This is a genomic window from Vibrio crassostreae 9ZC13 (genome assembly GCF_000272045.2).
GTDB lineage: Bacteria > Pseudomonadota > Gammaproteobacteria > Enterobacterales > Vibrionaceae > Vibrio > Vibrio crassostreae_C.
Genome location: NZ_AJYZ02000019.1, coordinates 475,909 through 501,341, shown reverse-complemented (window position 1 = coordinate 501,341; position 25,433 = coordinate 475,909). Strand labels below are relative to the sequence as shown.

Genomic DNA, 25,433 nt, shown 5'->3' with positions numbered 1-25,433 from the left:
GATCAATTGATCGCAATGGTGCCGCCTTGAATTTTTTGAGCCTTCTCAGCTTGAGAAGTCACATATTTGGCTTTGGTAGTAATTCGGCCATCACGGCCGCTGTAACGAGTCTCTGTTTCGCCACTTCTCACAATTAACTCTTGTTCCGTTTCAATAACCATTTTCTTTGCTCTCAGTACAAATTCATCAGAATCATCTAGAATGGAGAAAAAGATATCTGTGACTAAAGGGAGATTAAAATCGTTATTTAAAAATTCGATACGACATGAAAGTTTGTTATCAATAGCAAGTTGTAACTCGGCTAATTTGAACCCCCGCCCCAACCTCGCATTTATTGGTTGCTGTAAAGGGTTACCTTCGAAATCGACACGAACACCACTTTTAGATTCGTTAATCGATACAATTGTTCCAAAACGCGAAAAGCAAGCCGTTGATTCGGCTTGCTGTTCGGTGATGGTTTGGATAATTTGGGTTTGTTTTTCCATCATTAATTGATCGCTACGTTTCCACCTTTGACTACAACTTTATCGCTTCCTTCAATGGTTATTGAAGAACCGGACAACTTGATAGAACCATCACTATTCATCACTAATGAAGACCCACCCGTTTTCAGTACTATCTTGTCACCGCTTATGATCTGGGTCGCACCATCGGCTTTGTATGAAGTATTTCCTTTAACAGAAACCGTTAAGTTGCCACCAACCGTTTGGTTATCATCAGCTCCAATGTCAGAACTTTTTGAAGCACCTACCGTTAAGTTGCTATTTTCGCCCACATCCAAGTCATCATTCTTACCAATCTTGGTAATTTGATTGTCTCCAATTTCTAGATCAGAGTTATTCTTAACATATTGAGTCTCATTGGCATTGTAAGTAACGGATACATCTTGTTCGACAGTTTCAGTAAACGTACTGTTAACTTGGGTGGTCTTGTGTCCGTCAATGGTCTCTTTGTGATCACCGTGAACATCATTTGTCTGATGGCGTGCAACCTTTAAAAACTCATCTTGACCTATGTCGCGATAACGGTTATTTAAAACCTTGGTCGACATGTCCTTTTGCGCATGAATGTAGACTTCTTCTTGGTTAGCTTCATCTTCAAAGCTCAACTCGTTATAGCCTGTCCCTTTATGCGTTTGCGTTCTAAAAGTTGTCCGCGTTTTGTTCTCTGGTAACGAATATGGAGGATAATGAAGTCCGTTATAAACTGCGCCAGTAACTAAAGGCCTATCAGGGTCTCCCTCTAGGAAGGTAACAACCACCTCATGGCCGATGCGAGGTAGGTATACCGCCCCCCAAGTCGGTGCAGCCATTGATTGGCTAACTCGAATCCAACAACTCGAATGCTCATCGCTCTCGCCATAACGGTCCCAATGGAACTGGACTTTGATTCGCCCAAGCTTATCGGTATAGATCTCTTCACCTGCAGGCCCCACGACAACCGCTGTTTGCGTACCTTCAACCAAAGGAGCTTCAAGTTTTGGAGCTCTAAACTCAACATGTCTAGGAATACACGCGAACTGATTATGATATGTAGTTGGCAGACCATTAGTTTCGTCTTCATGCACCTGAGGGTCATGACCACTATGCATCACCGACAGCATGAGGTAATCGCGGTTAATTGCCGAACGTGGATGCTCACTGATACTAAAACTGTATCCAGACGCCAGTCTCATGACATTACTGGTCGCCTCTACTTGCTGATTATCTACAACGTGCTCTGACATCCATTCATTTGATCTTACTTGCCCCATTGCTGGGTCAACGTAACGTCCTGGAAAATCGAATAATTTCAAATCTAAATCGAGTTCGCCGGAGCTGCTCATTTCCTGAGGGATCTTCGGAAACTCATAGTTATAATCAGTGTAAGTAACGTGGCCAGTTTTTACTCTATTCACGAGTTCAAGGTCAGAGATATGCTCGCGGTCTGCAACACCGCCACCATCCGCATGATAAACAATAGGGCCTAAATAAGATCCGTTTAGTGGCGTGCTCAATAACTCAGCGATTGCATCATTACTGTCGACAATAACCATTGTGTGGTTAGCTTCTGTATGTTCGAAGTAGTACCACATGCCGTGTTCTGCCAGAATTCTCTGAACAAATTCAAGGTCAGTCTCTCGATATTGCAACACGTATTCTTTTGAAGGGTATACACCAGATAGTTCTAATCGATAATCGGTCACTAACGCATCATCTAAAACTTCAGAAATGATCGCTGACGCTGATTTTTGTTGAAAAATACGGCAGTCTTGTCTTTGGCTCAAAAACCAAACTTGTGGAACAAGAGTCAATTGGTAACGAGAGAATCTCCTACCCGATCCAAGGTAACGAACCTCATTAACCACGCCGTGAAAGCATCTCGCAGAACTGACACCTTGGCCGTATAGAGTCAAACTACCTGGTTTACGGATGAGTGCGTCAAATGAGATATCAGGATCAAGTGAAAGTAATGATAGGCTGATTTGAAAAGGCTTTGAAAGCTCTTCGATTACCTGAAAGCTCTCCACACGAAAATCATGCGAGGAGCCTTGCAGTTCAAACTTAAATTCTACGTCATTCACCATATCTTTTACCTGATACTAATAATAGAAATAGGGCCAACAGTAGTTGTTGACCCTTTGTTTTTCACGAAAAGCGATTAAGCTTCGCGTGGAGCACGCCAGTCATCATTACCAGCAGTACCACAGTTTTCGTGAGTAACTTCGATTGCACGGTAAGTCAGCTTAAGTACTTCTTCAGTTACACGATCTGAAGTTGCAGCGTCTTGACAGTGATTCATACGAGTTTGAATATCTACTAGTAGTGCATCAATTAACTTGATTGAGTAGTAGTGCTCTTGCTTACCTTGTACTGAAGTACGGTAAAAACGGATTACACACTCAGGAAGCTTTTCGCCAGACACTAATGCGTTGAATAACAGAGGTGAACAACGGTCTTGTACTTTAGTTACTACTACCGGACGGTGAACACGTTGACCTGTTGGCTGACCACTTTGTGGGTCACGTGGAACTGTTAGTACGTGATCAAGTTCTTGAACTAGGAACTCATCAACGTGAGCTTCTTGCCAAGTGTTACCTACAGAATCTGCAGAGTAAGTATCTTTAGTAATGTGACCTTGAGTTTCACCATTGATAGACATATATGCTGGAGTTGGCATCGATATTTCCTTTTTAAAATTTATAATTCATTAATTCACCAAATCGCTTATCACCGCGACTGATTAAGCTAATACAAACATCATGCCAACTTTATAAAACCAATAAATACAGATAGTTACAATAAATTATCCGTTATAAATATTATATTTAACAACAATTTGTTGTTTAGAAAAACGATTTATTGAACGTGGATACTAATAAATTGAATTTAAAAAACAAAGGCAAAATAACTATCTCGAAGATTAGAAATAAAGTCAAAAAAACTAGTAATTAAATCATAACGCCTAGACTATTTATTATTTTGAACGGGATTTTAAATATTAGTCAGATAAAAAGCCAAAACAAACAATAAAAGTAACCAATAAACAATAGTAAATTCATCACCGAATAAAAAACCAGTTATCAATTTTAGTATAATTGCTGCATCCCATATACATAACTAATAGAACTAAAATGATAAATATAAACCTTTCCTCTTTAATACAACGTCTGCACCCTATTGTAAAAGTCGCTTTAGAGGACGCCGCTGCATTAGCCGTATCGGAAAAAGCCAATGAAGTGCAAATTGAACACTATCTATTAAGCTTATTAGAAAGGCCAAATAGTGATTTTGATATCTTATTAAGTCATTTCGATTGCTCAGAGACCATTTTAAGGCAATCCATTCGTTCGACTTTAGATACCAACACAACAGGCAACGGCAGCAAGCCCGTTTTTTCTTCGCTTTTAATCGAATGGCTTCAAGAAAGTTGGTTGGTCTCATCTTTAGATCTATCCGAGACTCAGATTCGCTCTGGTGCCCTACTTCTTACACTCGTGAGTAACCCACTACGCTATGGTCAGCACGGCTACGCTTCAATCTTAGACGGTGTAAACCCAGATACCTTAAAGCGTAATTTTTCTGAACTCACAACAAACTCTCTAGAATCTTTAGCAACGACATCAGAAAAAACCGACGCACGTGAAGATGGTTCGGCATTAAGTAAATTCACCACCGACTTTACCGGCAAAGCAAGAAAGGGCGAGATCGACCCAGTATTCTGCCGTGATCAAGAAATCAGACAAATAATCGACATATTGGCGCGACGCAGAAAAAATAACCCAATCGCCGTAGGTGAGCCGGGAGTTGGTAAAACAGCGGTGGTAGAGGGTCTTGCATTAAAAATTACCGAAGGAGATGTGCCAGACTGCCTCAAAGGTGTTGAACTATACGGCCTAGACATGGGCTTACTTCAAGCGGGGGCAAGTGTTAAGGGAGAGTTTGAAAAACGCCTTAACGCAGTACTAGATGAAGTGAAGAATTCACCGACTCCAATCATTTTATTTATAGATGAAGCTCACACGCTAGTTGGGGGAGGCAGCGATGCTGCCAACCTACTTAAACCCGCTCTAGCACGTGGTGAAGTAAAAACAATTGCTGCCACCACATGGTCTGAATACAAAAAATATTTCGAAAAAGATCCAGCTCTGGCGCGCCGTTTCCAACTGGTAAAACTTGATGAGCCGTCGGCTACTCAAGCCGCATTGATCATCCGAGGCTTAAGACCAGCCTATGAAAAGTCACATAACGTATACGTACGTGACGACGCAATCACTGCCGCAGCAAACTTAGCTGATCGTTACATCACTGGACGTCAACTGCCAGATAAAGCAATCGACGTGTTAGATACGGCTTGTGCTCGCGTCAATATTAGCCTTAATGCAACACCGGCACCTGTTGAAACATTACATCAAGAAATTGCCGCTGCGAATCGTGAGCTCGAAGCTCTAGAACGTGACCAACTTCAGCAAACTGGTGACAAACACAGTGCCGCTTTAATTCCTGAGCTAAAAGAGAAGATTGAAAAGGCCACAGAAGAACAAGCTACCCTTCAGGTTCAATGGAAAAAAGAGCAATCTCTTATTCAAGAGATCATAGAACTGCGTAGTCATCTTTATAGCCTTACTACTCCTTCGACTGAAGAAGACAGCGCTCCTATAGCTGACAATACGCTTCAAGATGATGACGCACTAACAAGTGACAAACCAAATTGTCATGAATATTCTGAAGAGCAGACTCGCGAAGCTATTCAATCTTGTAACGAACATTTAGATAACGTGCGCGGTACCAATCCACTCGTTCACTATGAAGTGGGTCCCGACGAAATTAGTCATGTAATTTCTGATTGGACAGGCATCCCTATGGGTAAGATGCTTCAAGATGAGTCGCAAGCGACCTTAAACTTGAAGCAAAACCTAATTCAAAACATTAAAGGCCAAGAATTTGCCATTGATGCGCTTGCTGAAGGTATTCAAACCGCAAAAGCGGGATTAGGTAACCCAGATGCACCAACGGGCGTTTTCTTATTAGTTGGCCCAAGTGGTGTAGGTAAAACAGAAACCGCTCGCGCTATCGCCGACCAAATGTTTGGAGGTGAGCGCTTCATGACCACCATCAACATGTCTGAGTTCCAAGAGAAACACACTGTGTCTCGCCTTATTGGTTCTCCGCCTGGCTATGTAGGTTTTGGCGAAGGCGGTATGCTAACCGAAGCAGTACGTCAGCGCCCTTACTCTGTTGTTCTTTTAGATGAAGTTGAAAAAGCAGACCCAGAAGTACTCAACCTGTTCTACCAAGTGTTCGACAAAGGCACGCTAAATGATGGAGAAGGTCGTACCATCGACTTCAAAAATACACTCATCATCATGACAAGTAACCTCGCGACTCATGAGATTGAGTCTTTAGTTCACCAAGCGAAAGACATTGATGCCAATATCGTCGCTGAAGCCATTCGCCCAACGTTGAATCAACACTTTAAGCCAGCCTTGTTGGCTCGTATGTCCGTGTTGCCATTCCTTCCACTTTCAGACGCAGCAATGACTGATATCATCCATCATAAACTGAAGAAAGTGTCTGAGCGCCTACAAAGCCACCACAAACTGGCACTTTGCTATGGTGATAACTTAGTGGAATTCGTATTAGGCAACTGCCGCCTTGCAGAGACGGGAGCTCGAAATATTGATGCCGTTATTAACCGTCAACTATTGCCGCAGCTTTCGACTCAACTACTGGTGAATGACAAGGATGATTCACATACTCAAATTGAAGTTTCTGTGGACGAGCAAGGAACTCTAACCTATGCGTTCAGCTAACCATAGTGAGCTTAGTAACGCCCTACTTGCGATCAGCCAATCTCTGGCTGATCGCAGCCAGTTAGCTCAAACTTTGGATGCCGTTCTCACAGCAGCAAGGCAAATGACTTTCGCGAAACATGGCATCATTTACGTGCTTGACCAAACCGGTCAAGCCTTGATTCCAAGTACCGCGCATCACCATGAAAAAGTCATCGCCTCACATCCTTGGGAGCCACTGCAGTTAGACACAGTAAGTGAAGCCGACCCATTCAACTTCGCCGTACGTAACGGCGAAGTTGTCTTGATCAATGAGCTATACACTTACAATGGTTATGACTGCGAAGGCATCTATCAAACCGAGCAAACGTTAGGTCTAAAAAGCAACAACTTACTTGCTTGGCCATTGATTGATGATGAAAGCAAAACTATTGGATTATTGGTTTTGCTCGATTTAAGCGTTATCGATAACGAAACCGCACTTACCGAGTTTTGCCGAATGGCGGCAAGTAATATTCGCCATGCCATTTGGTTAGAGCAATATGGTCAAGTGATTAAGAGTTTAAGCGCTGATAACCAAGCGTTGGTTCGTGAAAATACTCAGCTAAAGAAACGGACAAAGAAAACCTATCAAGGTCCGATCGCTGAAAGTGAAGAGATGGTCAATGTATTGAGCCGACTTGATAAGGTGCTCTCTTTGCCTGTCGACGTCTTACTTAGAGGCGAGACGGGTGCGGGTAAAGAGGTCATTGCAAAATACATTCACGAAAACTCGAATCGTTCTGACCAAGCATTAATCGTTCAGAACTGTGCCGCAATTCCTGAACAACTTCTGGAATCCGAACTTTTCGGGCACAGAAAGGGCTCATTTACCGGTGCAGACAAGGACAAAGTTGGCTTATTTGAAGCAGCAAACGGTGGTACCCTATTCCTAGATGAAATTGGCGATATGCCAATGTTACTTCAAGCTAAACTGTTGCGTGTGTTGCAAGAACGTAAAGTTCGCCCTGTAGGCGCCAGCAGAGAGATTGAAGTGGATGTTAGAGTCATTGCTGCGACACACTGTAACTTAATGCAGCAGATTAAAGACGGAGGCTTTAGGGCCGATTTATTCTACCGCTTGAACGTATTTCCCATCACCTTACCACCACTGAGATCCAGACAAGCGGACATTATCCCACTTGCCGAGCACTTTGTTCAGCACACCACGACGATGTTAGGCTTGCCTCAATCACCGGGATTGAGTGCTAATGTGAGAAACCAACTGCTCGCTTACCCTTACCCGGGTAACGTGCGTGAGCTTAAAAACATCATCGAACGCTCGGTTCTGCTTTCCGATTTCGAAACCATTACTCAGATTGAGTTTGGTGAACAGATCCCTGAAGAGGTAGAACACCATCAAGTCGTTGCTCCAGTTACATCGGCAATACAGCCCACGTTTGAACCTGAACCTCTAGGAGATGACGATGTCGCAGTTGGCCTAAAAGAGGTCGTCAGCCAATACGAACGTACCGTAATTATTGACTGCTTAAACTCTTGTAATTGGCACACGAAACGAGCGGCAGAGCAACTGTCGCTTCCATTAAGTACGCTCAATCACAAGATGAAGAAATACGATATTTCTGCGGCGGGTTGAGCTCCGTGGATGAGCAAACTGAGCAGATCGATTGATTAAGTTCCGATTGACAATAAAAACCGCCCTAAGGCGGTTTTTTTATTTCTTGAGAATGGACGCTTCAATGATAGTTGCTAAGTATGGGTCTCTAATCCAGGTTACCAGACGCTCTGTACGCTCTGCTTGTATCAGTTTTGCCCAGTTGATGTACATATCTTTGTCAACTTTATAGCTTGGGTCTTCACAATCAGAAAAATAAGATAATTCATCTACATTTTTGTACTGCCTGCCCAACGACATATCAAAGCTTCCAAGTTTGAACGGCGTCTTTTCCGCTGTATTGCGTTGTGCTAGAGAGGACACCTTTAGAACTGCTTCTTGGAATCGACCAGATGTCGAAACAACGGGTCCAAATGGTCGAAGCCCCTTGATTTCTTGACCGTTCAGCGCTTTAAATGCGAACTCGAACCGAGACGCGTAGACGACCTTACCACCGAAATCTTCATCCATGTCTATGTTGGATAGAGCCTCAGAGACAAAATCTGCGTCTATATTTTTGTTAATCACATCGCTGTCATCTAGCATCCATTTAGACCCGTCCTTCTTTAGTATCCCAATATAAGTAAGGTTACTTAGATACTCAGGACCAGAGGTAGTTTCAGAGCCGAATACGGCTTCGTTATCAAAAGTGGTCGAGAGCTTTAGTGAAACCGGAACACTCTGCCATTCGAGACTTTGCCCCTGATACGACTCTTTTCTGTGCTTCCCACCAATGAGCATAACTTCCATAGCGAATGACTTATTCAAAGTCCAATCAAAGCCTTTGATCTCATCTGCAGTAGTGAAAATACTGTCCTCGTTCATAAACTGTCGTTTATTTCCGTAGTTGACCGCAATCGCACTGTGCTTAATGTCATCGATAACAGGCTTTGTCGGGCCTTTATGAACTTTACTATGTAAGACAAAATCCAGCGTTAACAAGTCTTTCTCTGACACACGATTTCCGTTCGCTATAAAGCCCGATTTAGCAGAGAGTGTATAGTTATGGTTTGTATCGACCCCTACAGGAATCTGTCTAGGTGACGTAATAAATCGTCCGACTGTCTTGTCCACTCGTACTGGTAGCTTATAGTTGCTTCCAGATAGAGTGAACTCATAGGTCATATTTTTGAAGCCACCGCTGTTTACATATTCTTTGAGTACATCTTGTTGGGAGTCAATTTTTATCACCTGCCCAAAAATCGGACCGAGAGCAGCTTTAGATAAGTAGCCGCTATAATCGACTAAATCATGCTTGGCGATCAAAGGCTTCACTCCAGAGAAGACATCATCACCAAAGTAAAAATACGGCTCAAACTCACAACCAATAAGGACTTTGCTGCCTACTTTTTCCGCCTCAAAAAATTCGGCCAACTCGCCTTTGGGGTCTACACTAAATTCCTCGTGTTTCATCGGCTTGAACATCAAATTAAACTTAGGTCCACTGGTATTAAGTAAACCGTCAGTGCGCTGATAAGACATCTCACACTGAAACACATTTGACGTCATCTGTTTTAGACTTTGTTTGCCTAACACCATTTGCCACTTCAAACGGTGGAAAGGCGATAATCGCACCTTTTTATTTGCTTTTAATCGTGCCTTCTCCCACTCATCAAAGGTGACCCATTTAGAGTTGTCATGAGGCTCAGAGACTAATAACCTAACGAACCCTAGGTCCTCTTCTGATAATCTTTTAGACTCAACATTAAACTGAGTCGCAAACTCAACTAAGCCTCGTTGTTGATCGCGATTATAGAGCTTGTCTTGCACTGGAAACGCGACATTAAACGCCCCAGAAACATCTTTCCTTTTTGGAGCAATATAGTTGGCTTTGTTACGAGTAATGACTTGTTCAGCGATTTCTTCACCGTAACTTTCAATTAATTGCTTGTGTCCCTCACGACGCATGAGTTCTTGGAGCCACAAGTTACACAAGTTTTCTTTTAACTCTGTGTTTAATATCCAGCCATCGGTTTCGATATATCGCTGAATGTATTCATCGATGGCTAATGTTCGCCACTGTTCTGTGAACTCTTGTTCGCCCTCAGAACAAGCTCTTTGAATCAAAAGCACCAAACCATTAATAGCAAGTGCACGACGTTGATAGCGCTTAATCAGCTCCTTTGCACCTGTAGCTTTTCCTAAGTGCTCAACTAACGCATCTGAAGACGTAAAATACATCTCTGTCAATTGAGTATTAATTTCAGCCAATGAATCAATAATCTCTGTGGTTTCATGGCTAAGTTGTTCAATTGCAGATATGCTTTTTCTAACTTCGTTGTAGGAAGACAAGTAATAATCGAAGAGCGCAGAGTCTAGCAACTGGGCGCCACTCATCAGCATTTTCCCGCCTTCTTTGACAACGAAAAAGCCTCTTGCTGCCTGTCCTATTATCGGAACATAACAAGCCATACCAACGATCATCTCGAAGATAGCTAGCTTGAGCTCTTTTGCAATTGCTTCTTCTCCCAAGTTCGCATTTAACTGAGCTAAACGCGCTTGCTCCATAGCCTTAAAGCCGAGTCGACTCGGTGGAATTCTCGCCGCAAACTCTTGTAAGTAGATTCGAACTTCAACACGTCGGTTAATATTAAGTTGCGCGTTTTCGCGTTTGATTTCGTTGTTTGGTACCTCGACTATTGGTCGACGTTCGCCAAAAAATCGAATATCACTGACTGAAGAAAAGAACTCAGCAACATGCTGCGCTCGCTGTTGCGAAAGGTTTTGGTTATATTCTGAATCACCGTTTTGACAGGCATGCCCTTCGATTTCAACAACGGCATTTGGAATCTTAGATAATTCTTTATCGACAGCAGCCAAATATGACAAGTGCGGGGCTTGAACCTGGTTGTTATCAAAAGGAAAAACCAAGCGTAAACCAGCACCTTTATGGTCTTTAACAAACATTGCACTGTCTTCAGCAACGTCATTAGGAATGACGTCAATAAACGTTACATTGTCGCCTAACTTATCTATGATTTGCTTAAGTAGTAATTCTCCACTCTTCAGACTTTCTTTCCAGACTGGTACCCAGTTCAGATAATCGCGTGATACCTGCTCAAAATAACTTTTCCTGAGTTTAGCTTTCTCTTCTGCTAAGCGTAATTGCTCGCTTTTGTCAGTGATCTCTTTTATCTCATAGAAGGTGTTGATTGCATTGAGCCCTGCACCAGCAAAGGGCGACAAAAAGCTTTTGATACTGCCGTTACCTGTCAACCAAGTTCTTGCAGCACTCCCCGCCACAACGTGGGCACTACCATTTCTCGCAGGTTCAATAACCTTGGTAAAGAACTTACTTTTATCAAACCCTTTCTCTTTGAGAAGCGCTTTTAAACCCACTTGTGCTGCACGCTCGGATTCCGATGCCGCTTGGCGTAAATCTTGAAGAGCTTGGTAAGCTGCTGTGGTAGCCGACACCCCAAATGAAAATTCCAATGCAGAAATCATGGCTGGGGGTAACGTGCCCTTGTCTACTTGTCCCCAAAACGTGTTTGCTAAACTCCCAATCACGTCATGTTTACTTGATGGATTTTGATGAATATTAATGCCAGCATTAACCAAACTTGGTGTAACTTTTGTGCCAACCTCCCACAACGCAGCACTCATACTCGCCGTCGTTCCGCTATTCTCTAGGTTTTCAAGCTCTCCCATTCGGAAGGCTTGTAGGGCTTTAAACTGCGTAGGAAATTGGTATATCAAAGACTCTTCAAGTGAGATCATGTCGCCAGCAACAACCGCGATCTTACCAAACGGTGTCGTTTGGCTGAGCGTGATGTATTCTCGTAGCTCGTAGCTAACTTTAGTCGTGTCACCAAACTCATCATACTCTTTGGTTACATTAGTGGCATTCTGTGCAAACTCAGGGATCTCATCGATGAGGTCAACATCAAAAAACACTTCAATGGTATACATGCCATCAATAAAAACCTCCGACGCCAACGGAAACAACGCTATTGGACGATGCGAATTGCTGTTTCGGTCAAGTTGTGCTCGCGTTATGATTTCTTCGTCTTGCAGGTTGATGTGCTGTCCGCTCTCCTCATCAAAACGAGTAACTTTAACAATTGCATCAGCATACTCTTGTGTTGAAAATGCTACGGCGAGAAATGAGAACGTGGGTACAATAAAGCCACGAATGGGCTTATCTTGAGGAACAGAGTCATACCACTTGTTATACGCAATTTGCTCATCAGTTAGTGCTTGAGTACCCGCTTCATATTTAGGTGCGAGCTGCGAACGCTTTACTTCTGTGACAGCGTATTCCACTTTTTTTTCTAGCGAGTTCAACGCTTGATCACCGTCATACCCCTTTAGCTTTTCTAAGATAGAGGCAAGGTCTGCACACGCCTTTTTGATTGGGCGAGCCTTACTCTGCGCACCAATCGCCAACTCTGTCAGCATTGACCACTCAGGAAAGGACAGCTTGTACGTCTTCTCTGCTAACTTATGTACTGGCGAACGCAGTGCCAAAACCTGATTGATATTGGTTTTTTGGTTTTTCTGCGTTGAATCACCCAGCACATGTAAACGGCCTAAATCGTCTGTCGCCCAAAGGACCGCGCTTTCCTCACCTAAATTTATTGCAATGGGAAGCCGTGACATAGGGCGGATATTTTTCAACTCTTCCAATGAGGTCAGGTCTTTTTCGATATTGAGTGCTTTATATCGAGGGTTCTGTGCATCCCCAACATTAGGAAAATCGACACCAAACAAATAGACATCTGTTGGTAAATACTTAAGGTCATTACTCATCGTTTTCTACCTCCAGAAAACGCCCGCCGTTAGCATCGGCATTATAAAGCACTGGGGTTTTAGCAACTCTGCCAGAATGAATCACCTTCCATGACTGAGCGCCATTTCCATTCATTTCATAACGGTAATCTGCCCCATAACGTCTTATGGTTATTTTTGCTGCTCCTCTCTGTGTTTCATTACCGTTGTTACTGATATTTACAACTTTCGCATAAACTTTCTTTTCTTCGCCTTCCTTAGAAAACGCAAGCCAAGTTTTATCCTCAACATTGATCAGCACCTTACGATACGAGTTTATTCCCCATACATATTTACCATTGGGGCTGATCGCAATTTGGCGGTAGATGCGCTTCTCAATATCGACGGAGTCTTCAAACTCTTTTTCAGGTAAAATAGTGTATAAGCGTTTGAGTGTCTTGGCGTCATAAACCCCAACCCCCAAGCCCGCAGCATTGATTAACTTGCCATCTACAATGACTGTATTTTCAGACAACGGTACATCTACCTCTTCTTTGGTTCCCGTCGCGAGTGTGTATTTAAAGCGCTTAAAACCGTCTGAGAAATAGATGTAGCTAGAATCGTTCGCCCAGACCAAATATGGCTTAGTACTCGCACTACCCAGTTGAATGGTCTGTTGCGTTTCTATGTCAAAGATCGCCTTTATCAAAGGCCCACCAAAGCCATAGGCATAAGCCACATAACGATTATTGGGTGAACGACTCGTCACATAGTTCTGTGGTGAAGCCGTGCTTGGCATATCATCCGTGACTAAACGTAAATCTGTCCCATCAATTTTCACGCTCCAAATTTTGTAGCCATTTTCGTAATCGTTTACGAGACGGTCTCGAGAGCTGACATTATTCCACCAAAACTGAATTCGAGGTTTGTCATAAGAGCTCGCATCAGACAAATCTTCACGGGGCCACTCTTTTGCTCGGCGAACGGCATAACCTGGTTTGACAGGAAGTGTACCCGGGTATTCAGGCTTGGACAGATCTTCAGAGTAAACAATAAAGTTGTGCTCACTTTGCCACTGACAGCGCGCCCCTGTCACATCTCTGCGTTCGAATGACGTTGTTTCGCCAACATTATAACAAGCCTTTTGAGTGGGTTCTTTTTCTACGGATTGTGTTGTTGCAGCATTCGAAGTTTGATTACTTTCCTCACCACAGCCTGTTAATAACATAGCAGTCGAAAGAAGCATGATACTTAACGTTGTTCGTTTCATTTTATAATAGTTCCGTAAGTTCAATGTCTTGATAAATCACTGACATTAATACCGTTTTATCTGAGTTATGAGATCGACAATGTCGGGTTAGATTGACCCGTTTGACTTCCGGTAGCCAACCACTGAACACGACTTCTTTACAATACTGATCAACAAACTCAGCCTCGCGCAAAAAAATCTTTTGGCTCCATGTTTCATCAACACACGTCAATTGGAAATAATCATCTGGTTGATCGCACTGGGGGTTACTTTTATAGGTAATTACGATGCCTTCGCTTGGGGAGTTAACAACAGCGGCAGCGACACCCTGCTCTTTTTGATTGACGACATTGTAATCTGATTTGCTTGGAGCTTGAGTATCTAAATCCGGCAACGAAATCACAGGTTCGGAGCTCGCATCAAAGTTGTGAGTACAAGAATAATCACTGAGGTTTACTTTAACCGCTTTTTCATTATTCCCGCTCTTTAACTCATTGAGTTGCTGAAAATTGAGCTGAGCCCGAGAATAATAAAGAGCAACATCACTTTGTACGCTACCGTTTATTTTGTATGGAAGCCAAATATGAGGCAAAGGAACACCAAGTGGCTCTCTCTTTGTTTTACTTCCAGCCTTAAATGGACTCAATTCGGTTTGAAGTAATTCTGTGTATGTTTCGCCTTCGTTAGGCCAATCAGCAACCACTACCTCAACTTCTTCTGCAGTAAGACCAAAAACACGGGCACAAGCATATTCGTTCAACACACCCTCGTAGACTTTTTTACCGTCTTGGTACAACTGAAACGCTTCCCCTGACAGAAATGCTTCGGAGTCTTCATCATATAAGCTGATATCGACCGATCTTGGAGGCGAGGACTTAGTGCTTTGATAGAGCGATAGATCGATATCAGAAAAGCGTCCGTCATTTTGAATTTGGATTTCTCTCCAAACTTCTGATTGCCAAACGACATAAACGTAACCACGATCAATCGATACATACCCTGAATCACCTTTATGAACAGGAACCACCGGCACCAACACGTTATCCCACTCATCCATCTGAGTCACTTTATCAACGGGTTGCAGGTCTTCGGTTAATTTAAGCAAAATCGGCTGAGGCTGGTCGGAACAAGGGATTTTGATATAAAGTGTTTTCCCCTCAGTTTCGAGATCTTTAAATGTCGCGAGGCTGCGGTGTTTGTTTTCGGTATCTGCCTTGCCTACTGTGACTTTTTCTTTTTGAGCATCAGTTTTACCCAACATCAAACATGCCGCATTACTTGACCACTGGCCAGCATACTCAACAACAATTTTGTGTTCTGGGGAAGGTTCAACTGGAGAGTAGTTGTAGTGGCGTGCCAAAGGTACATCATCGACAACTTGCTGGTAGTTAGCTTTATGAACGCGCTCTGCAGTACTATTATTGCTCACCCGATCGACATGTAACTTCAGTCGGGGGAAATTTGCTAGCTGCTTACTCATTAGTGGACTACGTCTCACATTGGATGAAAGACAAACCCAGTTCGCTTTTACAAGTTCTACTCGAATAGCATTGAGCAGGCTGTGGACATTTTTTTTAGCCGACGCAGTAATCTGCTGAACCAGAGTGCTTGGTAACTGAGCCAAGATGTCTTTAGGGGTGCGCACACGCGAAAATAGCCCGATACACTCATCCGGTGTTAAGACATATTGAAGGTCGTTCGTACTGAGAGACGAACTAGATATAAATTTGCAAACTAAGTGCATTTGGATTCTCCACAACCTACAGGTATATATAGTTGCGGTGATAACTAAGCTGATAAGGCTTAAAAAACGATTTGGTTAAATAAATTCTACGCGTAATGGTTATAAATTTCAATAGATTAGAAGGAGTATCGTCAAAAACCATAACACTATCAATAAAGCTAATTAAACAGGATAAATAGTCATTTCGTCTGACCAACTAAAAAGGCAAATCAATTTGAACGGATGTCACATAATAATCATTTCATTGCGTACTTAAGTAAATACTAGCTAGACCAAACACACATATCTGGTGGAAGAATTTCATCGATTTAGAAGGTTATATTAAGCATTTTCTCATCTGTAAAAGAGAAAAAAAGTGGGAATAAATTCCCACATAAACTTAGCCAATATAAATAGGATTTATTTTGGAACACTAAATTGGCTTAAAAGGGTGGTACTTAAGTACCAAAATGCAGAACACCACATCAAATAACGATGTGATATAAACACTATATATATTATGCATTTAATATCAAGGTGGCACTTTTATAGAGATAACACCAAAAACTACTATGCAAAATATCTATGTAATTGCCATTCTGATTGCATCACCAGTTATATTAGTTATCTGACTGAAAATATGACTAAATAATGAAACAGGAAAAACAAAATAATTTTCATTTCAATGACTCAGCATCACTAAACTAATCAATATTGGGCACTGGTGTACAATAATTTTCTTAATCAAATTGAGGGTAATAAAAATGATTAAGCCCCGGATACATACTCAAATTCCAACAACCTTAGATACATTTGCAAAAAGGTCTGCCGAATAGGCAGACCTTTGTCTAATCTTCCATATAACGATTAGCGTTACGCTGCTAGTTTTGTGCCCTTGTCGTAAATAAGCAGTTGTCGTAATAAACTTGGCACTACGACCACTGCAGCGTTCACATCCTTATTTAATGTAAATGTAGATTCAACCAAAGTGCCATCGGCTCCAAGTGCATTGGCACCATGTAGTGACACCGTCACAGACCCACCTTCGATTGGATCAAGAGTCAGTTCATATTGCCAAACTCCATTTTCACCAACCAGCACCTCAGCATCTGAAACTTTAACTCCCCCACTATCCGTGACACTTAGGCTCAACTTATCTCCTTCAGAAAAACGAACCGTAGTACCATCGAGAATCAATGTAGGTGTCTCTGATTCATTAACATCGTTACCGCTGTTGATCGCAGAGATGCTGATAGTTGGCGTAATAGGCAGCGAATGTGTGCTGTCTTGCACCCCCACGTTACCCGATAAGTCTTGGTAATCTTTCACCACCAAATCCACCGTCAAATCAGACGACGTCGCGACTAATACATCGACATTGCCCGTCCACACGCTGGCGTCCGCACTCTGCGTCAGCGAGATGACCGTACCACCTAACTCGGCACTGGCCGCTTGCAGCGCTTTATCGAACTTAAGACTGACCGATACGCTCTGACCTATCGCTTGGTGTTTTGGGTTAAACGTCACGCTCGTTAACGTCGGTACCGCTTGCGCGAGCGTAAAGCTTGCGCTTTCGCTTACTTGCACGCCTGCAGCGTTGGTGCCCGTCACAATAACGGTGTAGCTGCCGTTCGGTTGATCGCTGATGTCCACCGTACTGCTCCAAGCCCCACCGCTTGCTACGGTCGTAACGCCATTTTTCAATACCGTCTCATTGTCTTGCGCTTTCACTGCCAGGCGAAGCTCTTGACCATCAAAACGGGTCGAGGTGCCTGAGAAGGCCAAGTTCGCGGCATTGCTGCCGTCCACACTGCCCACCGGTGTAATGTCCAACGTTGGCGTGATAGGCAGCGAGTGTGTGCTGTCTTGCGTGCCCACATTACCCACTAGGTCTTTGTATTGCTCTGTAATCAAAGCCACTGTTAATTCATTAGTATCAGGCACTCGAACGTTACCCTTCCAAACTTTCTTATCAGCCGTAGCAGTTAGTGAGTTGATTTGATTACCACCAAGCATGGCCGTTACTTCTTGTAATTCCTTATCAAATTCAAGGGCTACTTGTACATCTTTGCCTACTTGCTGATGCATTGGATCAAATGTCACGCTAGACAGGGTTGGTAACACACCCTCAATCCCCAAAACCAAACTATCCCCTGTACCGGGGATAGTATTTACGCTTTCGTAACTATTATCACCGACTCGTATGGTTATGTTTTTGTTATGTTTTTCAGGCGTTATGTAATTGACCGACCAATTTATATTGTCTGTTGTACTCCTTGATGCTTGCTTCAACTCGCCTGTATCATTGCCATCACTTGCTTAAATCTCTACATCTGAAAATTCAAATTGATTAACCTCTTCAGTGAAGGTAAACAAAAGTGGAATTTCAACGCCACCAGCCAAAGGCATTGATGCTGCCGTTGATATTGTTAGCTCTGGAATACTTGCTGCTTCAACTTTTGTATTTAGTGACTTCTCGGTCTGGTGTTCAACTAAATCGTCTGCCGTTACATTTATTAGATAATCGCCAGGAGATAAAAGATAACGTATCAAGTAAGGGTCACCGTCTTTGGTCGGTTCTTCAATTGATTGTGGGTTTACCGGGGCATCGGTACCGTTTTCCGCAGTAGAACCAACACTGCTTAGATTTTTATCGAAGACGTATGCTCTTACATCCAAATAATATAGCCCTTCCTCTGGAATCATCGAATCCTGAGTACTGGTGATACTTGAAATGACCGGTGCTTGGTAATCAACAATGGATGCGATGCCTTCAGCATCGTAAGTCTTGTTGAGCACATTAAAGTCAATAATAACTCGCCCGATAGAATCGGTTACGGTTACTTTTTGCATATACTCAGCTTGAGCATCGATATCAAAAGTCATCGTATCTGAAGCTGTTGAAGAGGCTATTTTCCCAGAAAACTTAATCGTGTTACCTGAAACTGGAACCAAATCTATAGCATAGGAAGCAGCCTTTACATCTTCTCCATCTTCAGAGGTAATGGTGAACGCTTGGCTATCATTAGTAAAAGCAAGCTTACCCCCTTGTAAACTTGTTATTCCATCAAAAGCCAAATCAATAGTTGGTATCCTAATGTCAATATCAATCGTCTTATTTTGAGTCCAACCTACATTGTCAGTTGCTTCGACATTGACTCGTATCGAATTCAACTCTTCTAACTCAGTTTTTGGAAGATCAAAATAAAGGTGTGAATTTTCGCTATCGTCATCTTTATCAAATACATATTTAGGATTAACTATTGTGTACTTAACCTTTGCTATACCGCTACCTTCATCCCACACAGAAAACTGAAATCTAACTAAGCTAGAATCATCCGGAGATTCATTGAGGGATACAGTGTCGTCAACATTTGGTAGGCTATTATCGACCATTACGCTGACTTCATCGCTTATAGACTCTCCCCATACATCAATAATTTGAATTTTAGGCTTGATAAATTGACCATCTAGTTTGTCATCTAATGGCGCGGTAAACGTCGAGCAAGAATAGTCATCCTCACACTTAGTGAAAGGGCCAAAGTTCTCTGGGTTATCATTCAAATTATATGACGCACCATCTATAGTTGCGACGACATTTTCAAGATCAGAATTTTGTCCAACCTTCACCTTGAATTTCATTTCAAGGGTCTCACCTCGAATAATAGTATCTTCAGCAGGGCTGGTAATAGCGATTTCTAAATCGCCTTGGGCTGGAAGCAATAATTCTAACGCATGATCCGAACCTAAGTTTCCGGCGACATCAGACAAGTTCTTAATCGTGTATAAGTGCTGTAACGCCCCCGGAGAGAGGATATCGGCATACAACTCTCTATACGTACATGTCGTTATACCCAATTTAGAGCTACAACTATTTGGCTCAAAAGACACATTTAATCGATTTCTTACCAATAACGGTTCGTTACCATCACTAATATCCACACCAGAAAGATTGTCTTTGAAGCTCAATGTTAAGCTCAGAACTTTCTTACCTTCGGCGTTCAAACCAACGTCATTGCCAGTAAATTGATATGTGTCTTGTTCAACCGTAGGGGCATCGATATCCATCATATTAAAGCTGAATTTATTGACTGTTTCAGTATCATTCGTTCCTACTGTTTTCGTTATCAAAACCACAGGTGAAACAGACATATTCACATCAGTTGTAATGCTACACTTATAATTTTCTTGAGGATTAGTTATAACACCTGAATAAGCATTGTTCGAACCATCTTCCGGCACACCGTCTGAGGTGTAATTCTCTCTAACCCAACATTCTAATGTTTTTGCTTTTACCTCACCCGCAGGGCCAAATTCAACATTAAGGGTACTTCCCGATATATGACTTTGGAAGTCAGTCGGTTTTACGATTGACAGAGCAACACCTTGACGTTGCACATTGATACTTTCTGACCGTTCGGAAACAGGCCTTTCTTGTTCAGAGCTATAGCGAACGTTATTATATACTTTGAATTCCAACTGATAGGCACCATCTTCCGTTAGATCTGCCTCTGTCAACCTAGCTTCCCAAAGGCCACCTTTCTGAGAAAATGAGATATTGTTGGTTTGTTCCCCATATTTATAAGTACCTTCAACTAGCGGGATCCCGCTCTCATCTTCAGCATCAATACTTATAATTACAGGTTCAACACGAGTAATTTGTATCTGGCCACCAGAAGAAACTGGCGTGCCATCTTCATATGTGAAAGTAACCGAGTTAATAGTGGGCTTTGAGTTTTGAACTTTAACCACATAATCTATGCTTGTCGTATTCCCTCTAATGTCGGAACCACCTAATCTGATAGTGCGAATCGCACTATCACCATCGTTTTCACCTCTTAAAGGAATCTTCATATCTTCACCAACTAAGGTGCTTGCATCAGAGGGGTTTTCTTTGAAAGTCCAATACTCTAATGTTTCATTGTTAACACCGTCTGATGATGGTGTTCCCCTATCATTTAAATCTTGGGCTGAAAGATTGAATACATAATCACCAAGATAGAAACTTTCCGGATCAAACGCATTTAACTTTAGTGATGGGCCTTCACGATCTAGCAGAACAGTTCTAATTTCTGTTTCAGATTCAAACCCATATTCGTCTAGGGCTTTGAGGTACAGGTTAGCCTTTCTGTCTTCGCCAATTACGATAGTGTCACTTTGCGTTTCTGTAATTTCGATATCAAAGGGCTGCGTTGGATCTTTGGGGTCAATTGAACGTATTGCAGCGTTTTGACCTTGTTGCCAAAGTTCAACCTTAGATACATCAGAGTCGTCAGATACTGATGTAAGCTTTACAGTAAATGCGGTACCAAGAACATAGCTTTCACCTGAATTAGTGTCTAAAACCCAAGGGTCAGCTAATTCAATTACTGGTCCCTTGTTGTCGACCAAGAATTCAAATTCACCACTGTGTGTTCCCGATGGAAAAGAACTGTCTGTTGCTGTTACGTAGAAGAAGTTTTTCTCATTATATTTAAATGCCTCCGCAACTAGTCTCACCTCTACGTTAGGCTGCATGCCTAATAGATACGGCTCAGTACTCTCTTCAGGTTCTGTTTCGTAATGTTGCAAAGTGAAACGCCTGCCAGACTCTGACTTCATATCGACTTCAACCAAACTCCCTGGACTCAAGCTCCAAGTAATATCAGGTACCCAGCTAGTATTACCACCTAAGTGGTTAATAATTTTAGATCCGTTTACTACCGGACCTTTTGAATCAAGTAATACACTAAATTGAGGGGCATTGGTCGTCTGGCGGTTAACTATATTAGACAGATTGTCTTCAGCATTAACATACACCACCCAATTACCATCTTCTGGACTAATAATATTACCTTGACTGCTACATTTGTCTCCAGAGCATAGTTTTACCTTAAAATGATCCTCTGTATTACTTGAAAAATGTGAGTTAGCGTCATAATCATTAGTAACACCGGTTGCCGAGTTGTAGAAAGTGAGCCCTCGCTCGTCCAATTTGTCTCCTACAATATCGTCAATGTTGAAAGTGAGTTCTTGAACATAATTGGTGTTCAAATAGACATTTTCGTCAATCGGATCACCATTACCATCGCTCGGGGGAATATAAGTCGCTAAAGGATAATCATTATCCACATACAAAGTTTCCGTATGTGGTTCCTCTCCATTGTAACCATAGCTATTTCCATGCTCATCCATTGCACTGGTCACAAGTGCAAACTCGACAATCCCTTTGAGATTTGAAGACTCGGTATTAAGGGTAAATAAATACTCTTTTTTATAATTATCACCACCTGACTCTCGAATATTCAGATCAATTGGGATTTCCGTATTCGGTTCAGTTTTCTTATACCACACTGTAACAAATAATGGCTGACTGCCTTCTTCCACGACAATGCCTGACGGATCTTCCAAAATAATCCGTGAATCTAAAACACCAGCAACGTACCGTTTATTTCCAACCCATGTTTCTCGGCCATTTTCGATACTTAGCGAAGGTTGAGGCGGTGATTTATCAATACTTTCGCCATCACCGTCTATAATCTGTTCGCCATCGAGGCTTGGGTTCGCCATTGATATCTGATCGGCGTATCGCTGAGCTAGGTTAGCTGCTACACCATACTTTTCAGTCATAATGTTATAGTATGATTGCGCTAAGTCATTACGGTAAGACTTTGAGCTAAATTCATATGAATCTAGAACTATTTTTTCACCCCCACTACCAATACCGTTAGCTTGGCCATCGTACTGCAAGTCATCATAGATAGCGGAAGCAAAATCAACAGAGTTACTTAGTAGCATATTGTTTATTTGGGTAATGTCATAAATCGCTTCTACTAAAAACCGATGAATATAATTATTAGGCAGTTTTTCCGGAATAGCACCTTTCAATATTTCATTCGTTGCATACGAAACGATCGTTGGGTCGAAACCAAAGAATGAATCGCTTCCACCAGCGAGAGCATATTGTACGTCGTCTAAAATTCGTGCGGCATTCTCAGGAGTCTTATTTCCCGCTTCAACTTGATTCCATTGAGAGTCAAACAGTCCGGTTTGGTATGTTGCAAGTTCAGTAATATAAAAAGTCTTAGAACCATTAAGTTTAAAATAGGCTCCTATATTAGCGCTATTTAAGTTCACTTGTTCTGATTGTGTGCCTGGATCACTCTCCCACTTGTAGTAATGCGGTTGCGTATTACTATCAATACCGATTAATCTAACTCGCATAAAGTCGTAGTTAACTACATCGGTTGTTGTTTCACATCCAGCAACATCTAGTGCTTTATTAGTTCCATTACTTTCTAGGTGTTGAATCGTGGTGCATCTTCCTAGCGACGTGAACTCTCCCTTCGAGTTTAATCCCTCCAATTGAACACTAGCTCCGATAAATGGAGTAACGATCGTCATTGTCGGCAAGTCGAAGCTACTACGAAAATAAACTTCTTGCTCAGCACTTTCATTTTCAGACTCGTCAATAGTTTGAATCACTAGTTTTTGACTGCTGTTCTCGGACGTCGAAGCGAAGTTGTCACCAAGTATTTCTTTTACAAAAGGAACATAATAGATAACCTCATTTACGTGTCCTTCAGTATCAGAGATAGGCTCGTGGGGTATGTTAGCGGCAGAGGCTACGGTATCGGTTACCTTCTGAAGCACGTAGTTATTATCATTGTTTGCGCTTACTAAATACTTAACAACTAGCTTAAGTTTGTCGGCACTAGATCCTAACCCCATATCCCCGTTGCCATCTGAGACTCTGACACGAACATATGGAATTTTGTTATCTTTGAGGTCGTTGACATTAAAGTCACTAAAATCGACATCGGGAATTGAGTTTAAAATCCCCTTGCTCGCGTAAATGTAATCAATCTTCAAATAATCACGAGTGGATTGAACCGTTTCTGATGTGTAGGTGTCTTGCGTATAAACATCTTCTTTAGTTACGCGTTCCCCATCAACACTAACGTTGACATAACTCATTGGAGCATTCTCTGGGTAGCTAATCACTTGCGCCGGCGCTTGATCATCACGAACGACTTCGTGAACTTCCTTACCAATATTCCCGTTGCTATCGGTGGCTTTAATTTCAAATGTTGTTATCGATACGAATTCATCGGTTGAATATCCCTTACTGAATTCACAGGCACTGCCTGACTCTAAAGTTATATGACCACAAGAAACGCTATCATCTAAACCGCCTTTAAATGAAACCGTTACCGAATCAATCTCTTGCGAGTCTTCTTTTACAGTGCCTTTAAGCACATACTCTTTTGCACTGTTGTTTATAGAACTAGCCGAGGTTACTTCAATTACCGGCGCATTGTTGTCCCATTCAAAGTTTACATAATGGCCAACATCTCGCCCTTGAACTAATTCGTTACCTAAGACGTCAGTCGTATAAAAAACCAAACGTGCCGCAGTTACATTTGAGAGTCCCGTATCCGAATCAACTTCTACCGCGTCAATGGCTTTTGTGTCTACACTTACTTTAATACTTGTTTCTCTAAGACCAGATTCAAAGCCGTCGAATTCCAAGAAACAAAACTCACTACCCGCAGTTTGTTCATCGTCACACTGACTCTCGAGAGACCAGACACCGTCCAGTTGGTATTCAAGGTACGCTGAGACACCTTGAACACCAATTTCATCATTGAGCTTAATATCCACTTTATCGAGGCTTACCAATACATCACTGTCTGTTCTAGACACTGTAGGCGCTTCGGTATCAATTTCGGTTTCGTCGCGAGGTGGGATCACACCGCCAGTACCGCTATTGGTGCCTTGGTCATTAATCTTACGGCTAAACTCAACATAGTCGTCTGCGTCTGTTCCTGAAATATTTAAGTTAGGATCATTGACGACAATTAGAACATGCTGTGCCAAATCGTGAGTGTAAATATCACTAGAGACTTTTTGTTGACCGAAGGTTAAAGGGGTTACCCCTCCCGACACAGTACTTATTTCCAGCCCATCAAGAAGACCATCGGCAATGACATCTCGATATTGGATATCAGCCAAATGCATCGATGTGTAAATATTACTCTGAGTATCACCGTATTTTTGAATTAGGTCGTACGAATAAGAAGAATAAGCGGTTAACAAAGCACCATATTGGTGACCGGATGTAGCAAAACTACTTTGACCACCTTTGGTTATGTCTATCGGTGTAGTTTCATTGACATCGAAACCATACATATCGTTAATGCTATTTAATGCTTCTGAGATAGCAGTAGAGCCTGACACTCCCTTACCTACTTTGTATTGAGTTAAACCTGAAACTATGTTGGTTAAAGGGGTCAACATTAAGCTTTGATCTTGGCCTTCCTTATAGTTAATCATGGCTTCTAAACGGAGAGTTTTACCATTACTAACGGACACTGTGTCGTTAGTCAGTGGATCAGTATAACTGCCCTCTTTTGCGACGATGATAAGTGGCATCGATGAAGACTCGAATTCGACCTTGTAGTCGCCAAAAGCATCAGAAGTCGTGCTAGCTAACTTCCTACCTAGGTTCCCATCTTTGTATTCAAATACCTCGATTTTCGCACCACTAACAGGAGCGTCAAAAACGTTACCTGAGATGCTCCCGGTATTTCTTGCTGGCGGTGTATTATCACCACCACCTTCCCCACCACCACATGCGCTCAAGATAAGCGACGTAACAATAAGACCTAATATTGATTTCAGCGTGTTTTTAGTGAACATAGTTTTCTGGCAAAGTATATTTTGCCGCGATTATATTATCGTCTAAGATTTTCTCAACATGACATAATAACTACTTATAAAGTACAGTTTAGCTAAATCAAAAGGTGAAATGTTTGTTTTTTATCTCTCTAAAAACACACCCTAT

9 protein-coding genes and 2 pseudogenes are annotated in these 25,433 nt (G+C 42.1%); 3 read left to right on the top strand and 8 right to left on the bottom strand.

From position 1 onward, the window contains the following. Positions 1-2 precede the first annotated feature (2 nt). The 3 genes from A136_RS03575 to A136_RS03565 all read right to left on the bottom strand — a co-directional run bounded on the left by A136_RS03575 (position 3) and on the right by A136_RS03565 (position 3,159). Positions 3-488: a hypothetical protein gene (locus A136_RS03575; protein WP_017062589.1), complete on the bottom strand. Its 486-nt coding sequence runs from the start codon at positions 486-488 to the stop codon at positions 3-5. After that, positions 488-2,566, bottom strand: a complete 2,079-nt coding sequence (tssI, locus tag A136_RS03570) for a type VI secretion system tip protein VgrG (RefSeq protein WP_017064514.1) — start codon at positions 2,564-2,566, stop codon at positions 488-490. Before tssI ends, A136_RS03575 begins: the two co-directional genes overlap by 1 nt. Before the next feature lie 74 nt (positions 2,567-2,640). Further along, entirely contained in the window at positions 2,641-3,159 is a 519-nt protein-coding gene (locus A136_RS03565; protein ID WP_012600867.1) for an Hcp family type VI secretion system effector, read from the bottom strand. A 454-nt stretch (positions 3,160-3,613) separates the two neighbouring features. On the opposite strand from A136_RS03565, the gene tssH reads away from it, so the two are divergent. The 3 genes and pseudogenes from tssH to A136_RS23215 form a co-directional block, all read left to right on the top strand. Then, complete coding sequence (tssH, locus tag A136_RS03560) at positions 3,614-6,292, top strand: type VI secretion system ATPase TssH (RefSeq protein ID WP_017064513.1); 2,679 nt, start codon at positions 3,614-3,616, stop codon at positions 6,290-6,292. Then, a pseudogene (locus A136_RS03555) lies at positions 6,279-7,659 on the top strand (sigma-54-dependent Fis family transcriptional regulator); the annotation flags it as partial. The gene tssH and the pseudogene A136_RS03555, both read left to right, overlap by 14 nt. Before the next feature lie 83 nt (positions 7,660-7,742). Further along, positions 7,743-7,907 (top strand): annotated as a pseudogene (locus tag A136_RS23215) (helix-turn-helix domain-containing protein); the annotation flags it as partial. Positions 7,908-7,985: 78 nt separating this feature from the next. Here the strand turns inward: A136_RS23215 and A136_RS03550 are convergent. From A136_RS03550 to A136_RS03530, 5 genes are all read right to left on the bottom strand, one after another. Next, a complete protein-coding gene (locus tag A136_RS03550; protein ID WP_017064511.1) occupies positions 7,986-12,677 on the bottom strand; it encodes an OmpA family protein in 4,692 nt (1,563 codons plus the stop codon). Then, complete coding sequence (locus A136_RS03545) at positions 12,670-13,905, bottom strand: TolB family protein (protein WP_017064510.1); 1,236 nt, start codon at positions 13,903-13,905, stop codon at positions 12,670-12,672. Before A136_RS03545 ends, A136_RS03550 begins: the two co-directional genes overlap by 8 nt. A gap of 1 nt (position 13,906) precedes the next feature. Then, the gene (locus tag A136_RS03540) at positions 13,907-15,628 is read right to left on the bottom strand and encodes a hypothetical protein (protein WP_017064509.1); all 1,722 of its coding nucleotides are present in this window, start codon (positions 15,626-15,628) and stop codon (positions 13,907-13,909) included. Between the two features lie 852 nt (positions 15,629-16,480). Next, a complete protein-coding gene (locus tag A136_RS03535; protein WP_241846863.1) occupies positions 16,481-17,731 on the bottom strand; it encodes a tandem large repeat in 1,251 nt (416 codons plus the stop codon). 195 nt (positions 17,732-17,926) lie between these two features. Further along, a complete protein-coding gene (locus A136_RS03530; protein WP_017064507.1) occupies positions 17,927-25,288 on the bottom strand; it encodes a hypothetical protein in 7,362 nt (2,453 codons plus the stop codon). Positions 25,289-25,433 lie beyond the last annotated feature (145 nt).